This is a genomic window from Streptomyces sp. L2 (assembly GCF_004124325.1).
Taxonomy (GTDB): Bacteria; Actinomycetota; Actinomycetes; order Streptomycetales; family Streptomycetaceae; genus Streptomyces.
Map to the genome: position 1 here is coordinate 6,287,498 of NZ_QBDT01000001.1, position 13,829 is coordinate 6,301,326.

At 72.0% G+C, this 13,829-nt stretch carries 9 protein-coding genes; 6 read left to right on the forward strand and 3 right to left on the reverse strand.

The annotated features are described in order from the left end of the window. Positions 1-228: 228 nt before the first annotated feature. From DBP14_RS28145 to DBP14_RS28155, 3 genes are all read right to left on the reverse strand, one after another. Positions 229-1,884, reverse strand: a complete 1,656-nt coding sequence (locus DBP14_RS28145) for a PucR family transcriptional regulator (protein ID WP_129309900.1) — start codon at positions 1,882-1,884, stop codon at positions 229-231. A 44-nt stretch (positions 1,885-1,928) separates the two neighbouring features. Then, entirely contained in the window at positions 1,929-3,311 is a 1,383-nt protein-coding gene (locus DBP14_RS28150) for an FAD-binding oxidoreductase (RefSeq protein ID WP_129309901.1), read from the reverse strand. An 86-nt stretch (positions 3,312-3,397) separates the two neighbouring features. Continuing rightward, positions 3,398-5,200 carry a glycoside hydrolase family 15 protein gene (locus DBP14_RS28155; protein WP_129312131.1) on the reverse strand — a complete coding sequence of 601 codons (1,803 nt, stop codon included), beginning with the start codon at positions 5,198-5,200 and terminating at the stop codon, positions 3,398-3,400. Positions 5,201-5,705: 505 nt separating this feature from the next. On the opposite strand from DBP14_RS28155, the gene DBP14_RS28160 reads away from it, so the two are divergent. From DBP14_RS28160 to DBP14_RS28185, 6 genes are all read left to right on the forward strand, one after another. Beyond that, entirely contained in the window at positions 5,706-7,373 is a 1,668-nt protein-coding gene (locus DBP14_RS28160; protein WP_129309902.1) for a CTP synthase, read from the forward strand. Positions 7,374-7,457: 84 nt separating this feature from the next. Continuing rightward, positions 7,458-8,084 carry an NUDIX hydrolase gene (locus tag DBP14_RS28165; protein WP_129309903.1) on the forward strand — a complete coding sequence of 209 codons (627 nt, stop codon included), beginning with the start codon at positions 7,458-7,460 and terminating at the stop codon, positions 8,082-8,084. 291 nt (positions 8,085-8,375) lie between these two features. Beyond that, entirely contained in the window at positions 8,376-10,442 is a 2,067-nt protein-coding gene (locus tag DBP14_RS28170; protein ID WP_129309904.1) for a tetratricopeptide repeat protein, read from the forward strand. A 138-nt stretch (positions 10,443-10,580) separates the two neighbouring features. Further along, positions 10,581-11,705: an alanine dehydrogenase gene (gene ald, locus DBP14_RS28175; RefSeq protein WP_129309905.1), complete on the forward strand. Its 1,125-nt coding sequence runs from the start codon at positions 10,581-10,583 to the stop codon at positions 11,703-11,705. A gap of 435 nt (positions 11,706-12,140) precedes the next feature. Next, positions 12,141-13,274, forward strand: a complete 1,134-nt coding sequence (locus DBP14_RS28180; protein WP_129309906.1) for a ParA family protein — start codon at positions 12,141-12,143, stop codon at positions 13,272-13,274. Beyond that, entirely contained in the window at positions 13,259-13,822 is a 564-nt protein-coding gene (locus tag DBP14_RS28185) for a hypothetical protein (RefSeq protein WP_164992421.1), read from the forward strand. The genes DBP14_RS28180 and DBP14_RS28185 overlap by 16 nt, the downstream gene beginning before the upstream one ends. The last annotated feature ends 7 nt before the right edge of the window (positions 13,823-13,829 follow it).

Here is a 13,829-nt window from a genome sequence, read left to right on the forward strand (position 1 = left end):
GCGCGGCCCGTGGAGGCAGATCGCGCCCGCGCCCGGGGCTGTGACGAAACGCGGCTCGCCGTGTGGGCGCGGCCAGCGATGCGCAGGCTTGGGCGGCTGGGTGCGCCCCGAAGGGGCGCGGGGAACTGCGCGATCAGCCCCCACCGGCCCGCAGGCGAGCGCGCACGCGTCGGGGCTGGGGCGGCGGCAGTCCAGGCTCATTGGACAGTCACCGGGCTCGGCGCAGCGTCAGACGTGGCGGCGGGCCCGGAGGGCGAGGCTCAGGGCCAGGACGGTTTGGGGGTCTTCCAGGTCCGTGCCGAGCAGTTCGGCGATGCGGGCCAGGCGGTTGTAGAGGGTCTGCCGGTTGAGGTGCAGCTCGCGGGCCGTTTCCGCCTTGCGGCCCGCGTGGGCCAGGTACGTCTCCAGCGTGGGCAGCAGCGGCGGCTTGGAGCGGTGGTCATGCTCCCGCAGCGGCCCGATCGCGCGGTCCACGAACGCCGCCAGGTCGGGATGGTCGCGCAGCCGCCACAGCAGCAGCTCGGTGTCCAGGCGCCGCGCGTCGTACCAGGGCCGGTCGGTCAGCCCCTGGGCCGCCGTCGCCGTCTCCGCGGCGTGCCGGAGCCCCGCCGATGCCGCCGCCCAGCCGCCCGCCACCCCGACGACCACCACCGGCGGCGGGGACCCGGGCCGGTGCATCCCGGCCCGCTCCACGCCCGTCCGCAGCGCCGCCGCGACCCGGTCCGCGACCGCGGAGCGCTCCGACTCCGCGCGCAGCCCGAGCAGCACCGGTACCCGGCCCTCCACCGGCCGCACGCCCAGCAGCACCGGCACGCCCACCGCGGCCAGTTCCTCGCCGACGGCACGCGCCAGCACCGCCCAGCCCCCGCCGGGGGAGAGCGAGTCGCCGAGCCGCATCACCACCGGCAGCAGCGGGCCGGCGCCCGGCCGGAAGCCCAGCACCCTGGCCTGCGCCGGCGCGTCCTCCGCCGTGATCCGGCCCTCCGCCAGGTCGGTGAGGAAGTCGCCCCGGCCGCGGGCCGCCAGCTCCTCCTCCTGCCGGGCCTGCATCAGCACCACCGCCAGGATGCCCGCGGCCCGCTCGGCGGCGAGCCGGTGCACCGGGGCCAGCGGCGCGCACACCGGCAGCAGCACGAGCCGGGCCCGTACCGCGCCCGCCGTCCCCGGACCGCCGCCCGGCACGTCCACCAGCACCGAACCGGCCGGCGGCGGCACGTCCTTGTGCGGGCCTCGCAGCCCCTCCCAGACCTGCAGCGGATCCGCGCCCTCGGGGCCCGACCCGGCCGCGTACAGCAGCAGCCCGTCCGCCGTCTCCAGGAACACCGGGTTGCCGCCGAAGTCGGCCAGGATCCCCAGCACCTGCGGCACCCCGCCCCCGCCCAGCAGCGCCTCGGTGCACCGCCGGTGGACCTCCTCCGCCCGCTGGAGCAGCGCGTAGTGGCCGTTGACGATCTCGGTGTGGATCTCCTCGGTCACCGTCACGAACGGCACCTCGCGGTGCAGTTGGACCAGCGGCAGCCCCGCCGCCCGCGCGGTGTCCACGAGGGCGGCCGGGAGCCGGGCGAAACGCGGGCCCAGCTCCACCACCAGGGCGGCGATGCCCCGCTCGGCGAGCGTGCGGACGAACGCCCGCTGTTCGGCGGGCCGGGTGCCCAGGCCGTAGCCGGTGGTGAGCAGCAGCTCGCCGCCCTTGAGGAGCGACGCGATGTTCGGCACCTCGCCCGCGTGCACCCAGCGGACGGTCCGCCCGAGCCGGTCGGCGCCCGCCACGATCTCCGGCAGACCACTGCGCAGCCCGGGCAGCTCCAGCGCCCGCCGAACGGTGATCCCGGCGCCCTGGGTGTCGAACCCACCGCCCGCTCTGCTCTCCGTACCGCTCTCCATGCAGCGGACGCTACCTGCGCGAACGCCCTCGGCACACCTCCCGGCTAGACCGGCCGGATGTTGTGGTTGAAGCGGAACACGTTGTCGGGGTCGTACGCCCGTTTCACCTTCTCCAGCCGCAGCAGGTTCCCGGCGCCCAGGCCCTCGCTCACCCGCTCGCCGCCCTCGTCGCCGATGAAGTTGAGGTAGACGGCCCCGCTGCGCCACGGGCGGACGGCGGCGCGGACGTCCCGCACCCAGGCGATGGCCCGCTCGTCGTCGGCCGGGTCCTCCCAGATGCCGAAGGGGTGCACCGCCCAGGGCGCGTCCCGGTAGGGCACCGGGTAGTCGTGCGGGCCGGCCGCGATCGCGCCGCCCAGCGGGAACAGGATGTGCTGGGTGCCGGTCGGCACGGGCATGCTGTCGGCGCACGAGCAGTACAGGTCCACCAGGTCGTCCGGCAGCCCGGTCAGGTACTCCGCCGACCAGTAGTTCCTGAGGCCGGGCGGATCGTCCAGCATGCACTGCACGTCCGCGTACGGCATCGGGCCGACGATCTCCGCCTCGTGCGGCAGCGCCAGCAGCGGCCCGGCCAGCTTCCGCAGGCCCTCCTCGTCACCCGCGTAGGTGACCAGCACCCCGCACAGCAGCTTGCCGACCAGCTCCTCGGGGACGAACGGCTCCGGCGGACCGGTGACGTACAGCACCGCGCCGCTCGCCTCGTCCGGGCCGCCGCGGATGACCTCGCGGAAGGTGCGCACCGCGTCCGGGCCGAACTGGGGCAGGCAGAGCAGCAGGGCGATGGAGAACCGCGGCAGCTCGTGCAGGTTCAGGGTGAGGGCGGTGGCGACGCCGAAGTTGCCCCCGCCGCCGTGCAGGGCCCAGAACAGTTCGGGGTTCTCGTCGGCGCTGGCGTGCACCCGCTCGGCGTCGGCGGTCACCAGTTCCACGCCGAGCAGGTTGTCGACGGCCAGGCCGAAGGCGCGGTCCAGCCAGCCGGAGCCGCCGCCGAGGACGAAGCCGCCGACGCCGGTGGTGGAGGCCCGGCCGCCGGTGGTGGCGAGGCCGTAGGGCTGGGTGGCCCGGTCCAGGTGGCTCATCGTGGCGCCGCCCTCGACCCGTGCGGCCTCGGCCGCGGGGTCCACGGTCACCTGGTTCATCCGGCGCAGGTCCACCACGAGCGCGTTGTCGCCCAGCGCCGTGCCGGCCACGCTGTGCCCGCCGCCGCGCACGGCGATCGGCAGGTCCAGCTCCCGGCCGAAGCGGACGGCGCGGACGACGTCGGAGGCGTTCGCGCACTGGGCGATCACCGCCGGGCGGCGGTCGATCATCGCGTTGAAGACGGTACGGGCCTCGTCGTAGCCGGGGTCCCCAGGGGCGAACACGTCGCCGACCAGATCCTGACGCAGCGCGGCAAGGGCCGCACCCGCCTTAGAGAGGGAAGCCATGGCCGCCCCCTTTCCAAAAGGGGCTTTTGTCCGCCTTACAGCCTACGTTCCTGACATGGGGCGGTCACGCCGGGCGGGACGTCACCTCAGCCCCCGTACGCCCCCGACGCAGTCAGCCGCAGCGCCGTGTCGATCAGCGGAACATGGCTGAACGCCTGCGGGAAGTTCCCCACCTGCCGCTTCAGCCGCGGGTCCCACTCCTCCGCCAGCAGCCCGAGGTCATTGCGGAGCGCGAGCAGCTTCTCGAAGAGCTTGCGGGCCTCGTCCACCCGGCCGATCATCGCGAGGTCGTCGGCCATCCAGAACGAGCACGCCAGGAAGGCCCCCTCGTCGCCCGGCAGGCCGTCGACGCCCTCGTCCTGGCCCTCCGTCGGATAGCGCAGGATGAACCCGTCCGAGGTGGACAGCTCGCGCTGGATCGCCTCGATCGTGCCGATCACCCGCTTGTCGTCCGGCGGCAGGAAGCCCATCTGGGGGATCAGCAGCAGCGAGGCGTCCAGCTCCTGGGAGCCGTAGGACTGCGTGAAGGTGTTCCGCTCCTTGTCGTAGCCCTTCTCGCACACGTCCCGGTGGATGTCGTCGCGCAGTTCCTTCCACCGCTCCAGCGGTCCGTCCGCGTCACCCGACTCGATCAGCTTGATCGTGCGGTCCACGGCGACCCAGGCCATCACCTTGGAGTGCACGAAGTGCCGGCGCGGCCCGCGCACCTCCCAGATGCCCTCGTCCGGCTCCTGCCAGTGGTCCTCCAGGTAGCGGATCAGCTTCAGCTGGAGCAGCGAGGCGTAGTCGTTGCGGGCCAGCCCCGTCATGTGCGCCAGGTGCAGCGCCTCGGTGACCTCGCCGTACACGTCCAGCTGGAGCTGGTGCGCGGCGCCGTTGCCGACCCGGACCGGGGCGGACGTCTCGTAGCCCGGCAGCCAGTCCAGTTCCGCCTCGCCCAGCTCGCGCTCGCCGGCGATGCCGTACATGATCTGCAGGTTCTCGGGGTCCCCCGCGACCGCGCGGAGCAGCCACTCGCGCCAGGCGCGGGCCTCCTCGCGGTAGCCGGTGCGCAGCAGCGAGGACAGGGTGATCGCCGCGTCCCGCAGCCAGGTGTACCGGTAGTCCCAGTTGCGCACCCCGCCGATGTCCTCGGGCAGGGAGGTGGTGGGCGCGGCGACGATGCCGCCGGTCGGGGCGTAGGTCAGCGCCTTCAGGGTGATCAGCGAGCGGACCACGGCCTCGCGGTAGGGCCCGTGGTACGTGCAGTGCTCCACCCACTCGCGCCAGAAGGTCTCCGTCGCCTCCAGCGACTGCTCCGGCTCGGGCAGGGCCGGCGGCTGCTTGTGCGAGGGCTCCCACGAGATCGTGAACGCGATCCGGTCACCCGGGGCGACCGTGAAGTCGGAGTACGTCGTCAGCGACTTGCCGTAGGTCTCCGCCTCCGTGTCGAACCACACCGAGTCGGGACCGGCGACCGCCACCGTGCGCCCCTCGTGCTTGTGCACCCAGGGCACGACCCGGCCGTAGGAGAACCGCATCCGCAGGGCCGAGCGCATCGGCACCCGGCCGGTGACGCCCTCCACGATCCGGATCAGCTGCGGGGCGCCGTCACGCGGGGGCATGAAATCGGTCACGCGGACCGTGCCGCGCGGGGTGTCCCACTCCGACTCCAGGATCAGCGAGTCCCCGCGGTAGGTGCGCCGGGCCGCCGTGGGCGGCGGCGCGTCGGCCGCGTGCGCCGGGCCGAGCCGCCAGAAGCCGTGCTCCTCGGTGCCCAGCAGCCCGGCGAAGATGGCATGCGAGTCGAAGCGGGGCAGGCATAGCCAGTCGACTGTGCCGTCCCGGCAGACCAGTGCGGCGGTCTGCATGTCTCCGATGAGTGCGTAGTCTTCGATGCGCCCGGCCACGTGCAACTCCAGTCGAACGGCCACGTCACCCCCGCACGGGGGCTGTCGCTAGTGCGGTCAAGGGGTCGTTGTTGTGCGTCGTTGAGCGGTGAAGCAAAGCAGCCCGCCGAGCCCTGAGGCAAAACGACAGTCCTTGCTCAACGAACTGCCGCGCGCTCGTTGTTCCGGGTGGTGCAGGCGGGGGTGTGCCGTCGTTTCCGGCCGGGCTCGGCAGCGAGTGTCCGAGCAGGATACGACGCACGTAGATGATCTGCGTGCCGCTCCGGGCAACCCGTGTGGGCCGAACGGGTGAGCACCGGGTGAGGGTCGTGTGCCCGGTACGGCCGTGTGCCGGCGTGTGTGCGGAGCGTGGCCGGAAGCCATCGCGCCGCTTCGCTGATACCCTGGTAGCCCGTGGACGGGTGGGAGACCAACCCCCGAACCGCAGCGGCGGCACCCCCGGAATCCTCCGGTCCGGCGGCCGCACCGCATCACAGACAGCGACCACGGGAGCCCCCTCTTGGCCATGCCGCCGCATGTTTTCCGCAACAGCACCGCCACGACGACCAAGCACATCTTCGTCACCGGGGGTGTCGCCTCCTCACTCGGCAAGGGTCTCACCGCCTCCAGCCTGGGCATGCTGCTCAAGGCCCGCGGCCTGCGCGTCGTGATGCAGAAGCTGGATCCGTACCTGAACGTCGATCCGGGCACGATGAACCCCTTCCAGCACGGTGAGGTCTTCGTCACCAACGACGGCGCCGAGACCGACCTGGACATCGGACACTACGAGCGCTTCCTTGACCGCGACTTGGACGGCTCCGCAAACGTCACTACAGGCCAGGTGTACTCGACCGTCATCGCCAAGGAGCGGCGCGGCGAGTACCTGGGCGACACCGTGCAGGTCATCCCGCACATCACCAACGAGATCAAGCACCGCATCCGGCGCATGGCGACCGACGAGGTGGACGTCGTCATCACCGAGGTCGGCGGCACCGTCGGCGACATCGAGTCGCTGCCGTTCCTGGAGACCGTCCGCCAGGTCCGGCACGAGGTCGGCCGCGACAACGTCTTCGTGGTGCACATCTCGCTCCTGCCCTACATCGGCCCCTCGGGCGAGCTGAAGACCAAGCCGACCCAGCACTCCGTGGCGGCGCTGCGCAACATCGGTATCCAGCCGGACGCGATCGTCCTGCGCTGCGACCGCGAGGTGCCGACCGCGATCAAGCGCAAGATCTCCCTGATGTGCGACGTGGACGAGGCCGCCGTCGTCGCCTGCCCGGACGCCCGCTCGATCTACGACATCCCGAAGGTCGTCCACACCGAGGGCCTGGACGCCTACGTCGTCCGCAAGCTCGACCTGCCCTTCCGGGACGTCGACTGGACGACCTGGGACGACCTGCTCGACCGCGTCCACAACCCCGACCACGAGATCACCCTGGCCCTGGTCGGCAAGTACATCGACCTGCCCGACGCCTACCTGTCGGTCACCGAGGCGCTGCGCGCGGGCGGCTTCGCCAACAAGGCCCGCGTCAAGATCAAGTGGGTCACTTCGGACGACTGCAAGACCCCGGCCGGCGCCAAGGCCCAGCTCGGCGACGTCGACGGCATCTGCATCCCCGGCGGCTTCGGCGACCGCGGCGTGCTCGGCAAGGTCGGCGCCATCCGCTACGCCCGCGAGAACAAGATCCCGCTGCTCGGCCTCTGCCTCGGCCTGCAGTGCATCGTGATCGAGGCCGCGCGCAACCTGGCCGGCATCACGGACGCCAACTCCACCGAGTTCGACCCGTCCACCGCCCACCCGGTCATCTCCACCATGGCCGAGCAGCTCGACATCGTCGCCGGCGAGGGCGACATGGGCGGCACCATGCGGCTCGGCATGTACCCGGCGAAGCTGGCCGAGGGCTCGATCGTCCGCGAGGTGTACGACGGCAAGGAGTACATCGAGGAGCGGCACCGCCACCGCTACGAGGTGAACAACGCCTACCGCGCGGAGCTGGAGAAGAAGGCCGGCATCCTCTTCTCGGGCACCTCCCCGGACGGCAAGCTCGTCGAGTACGTGGAGTACCCGCGCGACGTGCACCCCTACCTGGTGGCCACCCAGGCCCACCCGGAGCTGCGCTCGCGCCCGACCCGCCCGCACCCGCTCTTCGCGGGCCTCGTCAAGGCCGCGGTCGAGCGGAAGAACTCCAACTGACACACCGGTTGTACGGTGGCCGGGGCGCGCGCATTCAAACAGCGTGGGCCCCGGCTTTTTTCTGCACGTGGGGAAGGACTGGGCATGACCATCAAGGACACTCCCGAGGAGTGGGAGATCCGGGCGACCGAGACCCCGTTCACCGGGAACAAGACCTCCGTCCGCACGGACGACGTGGTCATGCCCGACGGCTCCGTCGCCCGCCGCGACTACCAGGTCCACCCCGGCTCGGTCGCCGTCCTCGCCCTCGACGAGGAGGACCGGGTCCTGCTCATCAACCAGTACCGCCACCCCGTGCGGCACAAGCTGTGGGAGATCCCGGCCGGCCTGCTCGACGTACCCGGCGAGAACCCGCTGCACGCCGCCCAGCGCGAGCTGTACGAGGAGGCGCACGTCAAGGCGGAGGACTGGAGGGTCCTCACCGACGTGTACACCAGCCCCGGCGGCTGCGACGAGGCCGTACGGATCTTCCTCGCGCGCGACCTGTCCGAGGCCGAGGGGGAGCGGTTCCAGACGGAGCACGAGGAGACCGACATGGAGTACGCGCGCGTGCCGGTCGACGAGGTGGTCCGGCTGGTGCTGGCGGGGGAGCTGCACAATACGTGTCTGGTGGTGGGGGTGATGTCGTTCGTCTCGGCCAGGGCCTCCGGCGGTTTGGCCGAACTGCGGCCGGCGTTGGCTCCTTGGCCGGCTCGGCCGTTCCAGGAGTGAACGATCGCGGCGCGCCGTGGGGGGTCGGTTCGTTTGCGCCGTGCTGGTGCGTTGTGGTTGATCGCGCCCACGCGGCGGAGCCGCATATCGACACAGCCCCGCGCCCCTGACGGGGCGCTCCGCTGAGGCTTGTTCCTATGATCCGTTGGTTCGCTGATCCGATCGGGTCGTCTTCGGTCCTCGCCGTCGTGCTCTGACAGGGGCGTTGCAGAGAGTGAACTAGGCTCTGCCTCATGCCCGACCCGGGGTCGCCGGCGGGCTTGCTCGTGCGGTGGGACGGGAGTGTGGCCCGTGACGGATCAGGCGGTGGACACGGACGGCGTACGGCAGTCGGGCGAACCGGCCGCCGAGGGTCATTTCCTGGGCCGCACACGGGAGTTGAAGGAGCTGCGCGCCGACATCGAGCGCGCGGGACTGGACACCCTCTCCGGCCGCAAGGCACCCCGCGCGCGCGTGCTGCTCATCGCGGGACGCCCCGGTTCCGGCCGTACCGCCCTCGCCGCGGAACTCGTCCGGCAGGTCGCGGACGGTTACCCCGACGGGGTGCTGCGGGCCCGGCTCAGCGAGCCCGACGGAACCGCCGTACCCGTCGAGCGCACCGCCCGGGAGCTGCTCGCCGCCCTCGATGTGACCGCCCCGCCCGGGGCCGGCGAGGACGAGCTGACCGAGGCGCTGCGCACCGCGCTGGCCGACCGCCGGGCGCTGCTCCTGCTGGACGACGCCGCCGGTGCCGAGCAGGTCGACGCCCTGCTGCCCGAGGCCCCGGACTGTCTGGTCGTCGCCGTCTCCGCCGGTCCCCTCACCGGCATCCCCGACGTCCGCCCCTGCACGCTCGGCGGCCTCGACACCAAGTCGGCGGTGGAACTCCTCACCCGCTACACCGGCTCGGTCCGCATCACGGTCGACCCACGCTCCGCCGAGAGCCTCACCGAGGCCTGCCAGGGCCGGCCCGCCGCCCTCACCCTGGCCGGCGGCTGGCTGGCCACCCGCCCCCAGGCGGCCGTGTCCGACCTCGCCAAGCGCCTGCACACCGCCGACGAGGACGGCGCCGACGCCGGTCCGCTGGCCCGCGTCTTCCGCCTCGTGCACGACCAGCTGTCCGGACAGGCCGCCCGGATACTGCGTCTGCTCTGCCTGGCCCCGGCCGGCCTGGTCGACCCGCACACCGCCTCCGCGCTCGCCGGGTGCTCGGTCGGCGCCGCCCGCGCCACACTGGACGACTTCACAGCCCTCGGTCTGCTGCACGCGGTGGACTCGCCCGTGCCGCAGTACGAGGTACCCGGCTGTCTGCACCCCCTGCTGCGCTCGCTGGCCGAGACCCGGGACCGCCCCGGGGAGCTCCAGCTGGCCCGGGCCCGCATGCTGGAGCGGACCGTGCGGCTGCTGCAGGCCTGCCGTGCCGTCACCGAGACGGACAGCCCCGAGGCCCGGGAGAAGCTCGCGGCCATGCCCCGCGAGGTGCGCTTCCCCGGCCCCCGGGCCGCCGCCGACTGGCTGACCGCCCGCCGTCCCGCCCTGCTGGCCGCCGCCCGGCTCGCGGTGGCCGACGGCGAGCTGGACACCCTCGCCCGCCGGCTGCTGTCCCAGCTGGTCAGGGCCATGGTCGCGCACCACGGCACGCAGGCCGCCGCCGCCGACCTGTACGGCGTCCACGGGCTCGTCCTCGACGTCGCCCGCCGCCGCGGACTGCACCGGGAACAGGCCGCCGCGCTGCTGAACCTGGGCGACGTGGACGCCCGTACCGGCCGCACCCGCGCCGCGCTCGCCCGCTACCGGGCCGCGCTGGAGGCCGGACGCGAGGCGAAGGACCCGTACGCGACCGGCCGCGCGATGGAATCCGTAGGCGGCGCGTACCTGGAGCTGGCGGACTACGACCGGGCCGCCGACTGGTTCGGCCGCGCCCTCGCCCTGTGCCTGGCCCGGGACGAGCGCGCCGACGCCGCCCGGCTGTACGGCCGTACCGCCACGGCGCACACCTACGCGGGCCGCTACGGCGAGGCGCTCCGGAGCTGGCGGGCGGCCGCGGCCGGATACCGCAGGAACGGCGAGATCGCCGCTCACGCGCGGGCGTTGAGCGAGGTCGCCCGGGTCCAGGAGTACGCGGGCCGGCCGGAGGAATCGCTGCGCACCTGCCAGGAGGCGGTGGAGTGGGCGCGGCGCGCCGACGACGCCCGGCTGCTGGCCGCACTGCAGCTCAGGGTGGCCGACACCCTGGAGCGGATGGGCGACCCCGCGGCGGCCCGGCTGCACCGCGCTGCGGCCGAGCGCATGCTGGCCGAGGAGCCATCGGAGAGCGACACAGAGCCAGAATCGGCCGAGAAGGCCTGCGAAATCCGCAGTGCATCCGACGAAGATTGATGCAATGAAAGGCTAGACACGCAGAACACCTTCATTAGACTGGCTCTGCCGCACGTTCTCCTGCGGTGTCTCCCGGTGTGCCCCTGCATGCCTGGGTATGTCTTGTAATGCACCCCCATACCCCCTGAGCCAAGGACCGTGATCGACGTGAAGGTCGGTATCCCCCGCGAGGTCAAGAACAACGAGTTCCGGGTGGCCATCACCCCCGCCGGCGTGCACGAGCTGGTGCGCAACGGCCACCAGGTCGTCATCGAGCGGGGCGCCGGCCTCGGCTCGTCGATCACGGACGAGGAGTACGTCTCCGCCGGTGCCGCGATCCTCGACACCGCCGACGAGGTCTGGGCCACCGCCGACCTGCTGCTGAAGGTCAAGGAGCCCATCGCCGAGGAGTACCACCGCCTCCGCAAGGACCAGACCCTCTTCACCTACCTCCACCTGGCCGCCTCCAAGGAGTGCACGGACGCCCTCCTGGAGTCCGGCACCACGGCCATCGCCTACGAGACCGTCGAGCTGCCCAGCCGCGCGCTGCCGCTGCTCGCCCCGATGTCCGAGGTCGCGGGCCGGCTGGCCCCGCAGGTCGGCGCCTACCACCTGATGCGCGCGGCCGGCGGCCGCGGCGTGCTGCCGGGCGGCGTCCCGGGCGTGGCGGCCGGCAAGGCCGTCGTCATCGGCGGCGGCGTCTCCGGCTGGAACGCCGCGCAGATCGCCATCGGCATGGGCTTCCACGTGACCCTGCTCGACAAGGACATCAACAAGCTCAAGGAAGCCGACAAGATCTTCGGTACGAAGATCCAGACCGTCGTCTCCAACGCCTTCGAGCTGGAGAAGGCCTGCCTGGAGGCCGATCTCGTGATCGGCGCCGTCCTCATCCCGGGCGCCAAGGCCCCCAAGCTCGTCACCAACGAGCTGGTGTCCCGCATGAAGCCCGGCAGTGTCCTTGTCGACATCGCGATCGACCAGGGCGGCTGCTTCGAGGACTCGCGTCCCACCACGCACGCCGAGCCGACCTTCCCGATCCACAACTCGGTCTTCTACTGCGTCGCCAACATGCCCGGCGCGGTGCCGAACACCTCCACCTACGCGCTGACCAACGCCACGCTGCCGTACATCGTCTCCCTCGCCAACAACGGCTGGGCGGAGGCGCTGCGCCGCGACGCCGCGCTCGCCAAGGGCCTCAACACCCACGACGGCAAGGTCGTTTACCGCGAGGTCGCCGAGGCGCACGGCCTGGAGCACGTCGAGCTGGAGTCGCTCATCGGCTGACCCGCCGATCCGGAGCGGTCCTCTTCGCGACCGGTCAAGTCGTCAAATCGCCGTCAGTCAAAAGGCGATTCGTCAACACTGGTCGTCAACCTCGCACATCCGGCCGGACCTTGCCCGACAAGGTCCGGCCGGATGTGTGTATGGTCACTTCGCGACTCTCGGTCAACTCGCCTCGAACGTAACGCTTCGACCGATTCGCACACCGGTGAAACCTGCTGTGCGACGGCCGTACGCCCTTGACAGCGAGATGTTTCATTGCCGACACATCCTGCCGGGTCCGGCGGATTGTGTTGCTGCGGACCGCCGACACGCCATAGAGTCGCCAACCGTCGGCATGGTGCCACGCTGACCTTGTCTAGAAGTTTCCTGGTCACCAAGGAGGTAAGACGACTTGTGAATGAGTCGACATTTTCTCCCGGGGGTGGTCAACCAGGAATGCCTGCACGGGGCCAGGGTCCCGCGGGATTCGAGGCTGTCGGCTCCGTCGCTGTGCGCACCTTCGCAGCCCACCAAGGTCCGGGTCCCCAGACCGCCCGGAGAGCACACCAGAGCATGGATGGTCATCACGTGAACGCCATGGCCGGCGACGGAAGTGGCGCGCCCCACAACCACCTCGCCGACTACGACGAACTGCCCGAGGGGCACTTCTACGACCCCGACGCCGAGTACGAGCCCGACCCCGAGTACGCGGCCACGCTCGCGCCCGACGCGGCCCGGCAGCGCCGGGAGCGCGTCGGTCCGACCGGACGCCCGCTGCCGTACTTCCCGATCCCGGGCCCGCTGACCGACCACGGACCCGCGAAGATCATCGCGATGTGCAACCAGAAGGGCGGCGTCGGCAAGACCACGTCGACCATCAACCTGGGTGCCGCGCTCGCGGAGTACGGCCGGCGCGTGCTGCTCGTGGACTTCGACCCGCAGGGCGCGCTGTCGGTCGGTCTCGGCGTCAACCCGATGGAACTCGACCTCACCGTCTACAACCTGCTCATGGAGCGGGGCATGTCGGCCGACGAGGTCCTGCTGAAGACCGCGGTCCCCAACATGGACCTGCTGCCGAGCAACATCGACCTGTCGGCCGCCGAGGTCCAGCTGGTCTCCGAGGTCGCGCGCGAGTCGACGCTGCAGCGGGCGCTGAAGCCGCTGATGGACGACTACGACTACATCGTGATCGACTGCCAGCCCTCGCTCGGCCTGCTCACGGTCAACGCGCTGACCGCCGCGCACAAGGTGATCGTGCCGCTGGAGTGCGAGTTCTTCGCACTGCGCGGTGTGGCCCTGCTGACCGAGACCATCGAGAAGGTCCAGGAGCGGCTCAACCCCGACCTGGAGCTCGACGGCATCCTCGCCACGATGTACGACTCCCGCACGGTGCACAGCCGTGAGGTGCTCGCGCGTGTCGTCGAGGCGTTCGACGACCACGTCTACCACACGGTCATCGGGCGCACGGTCCGCTTCCCGGAGACCACGGTCGCCGGTGAGCCCATCACCACCTACGCCTCCAACTCCGTCGGTGCCGCCGCCTACCGCCAGCTCGCCAGGGAGGTGCTCGCCCGGTGTCACGCCGAGTGAGTCTGCCCGGGGCCGACGAACTGTTCCGCACGACCGGGGGGATGGCGCTGCAGCCGTCCACTCCCCGGCGCGGGACCAACGGTGAGGCCCGGGTGCCGGCTCCCGCGGGGGAGAGCGACGAAGCGGCCGCGGCGGGCACCGAGGACGTGCCCCAGTCGGTACCCGCCCAGAACGGGGACGGGGAGGGCGCGGAACACACGGCGGCCGACGCCGAGCCGGGGCAGGCCGGCGAGGCCCGGTCCCGGTCGGGGCGGCGGCAGGCGGGACCCGACGGTCCCGGTCCGGCGGCGGCCGACCAGTCCCGCAAGCGCGGGCGGGCGGCGTCGCGGCGGCCCAGCGGGCGGGAGCGGCACGACGAGAAGATCACCGTGTACGTCTCCGCCGAGGAGCTGATGGACCTGGAGCACGCGCGGCTGGTGCTGCGGGGTGAGCACGGGCTGGCGGTCGACCGGGGGCGGATCGTGCGGGAGGCGGTGGCCGTGGTGCTGGCCGACCTGGAGTCCCGCGGGGACGCGAGCATCCTGGTACGGCGGCTGCGGGGGCGGTAGGGGTAGC

Coding starts and splice junctions, on each gene's coding strand:
- DBP14_RS28145 (WP_129309900.1), bottom strand. CDS start 1,884: ATGGAGAGCGGTACGGAGAGCAGAGCGGGCGGTGGGTTCGACACCCAG.
- DBP14_RS28150 (WP_129309901.1), bottom strand. CDS start 3,311: ATGGCTTCCCTCTCTAAGGCGGGTGCGGCCCTTGCCGCGCTGCGTCAG.
- DBP14_RS28160 (WP_129309902.1), top strand. CDS start 5,706: ATGCCGCCGCATGTTTTCCGCAACAGCACCGCCACGACGACCAAGCAC.
- DBP14_RS28165 (WP_129309903.1), top strand. CDS start 7,458: ATGACCATCAAGGACACTCCCGAGGAGTGGGAGATCCGGGCGACCGAG.
- DBP14_RS28180 (WP_129309906.1), top strand. CDS start 12,141: ATGCCTGCACGGGGCCAGGGTCCCGCGGGATTCGAGGCTGTCGGCTCC.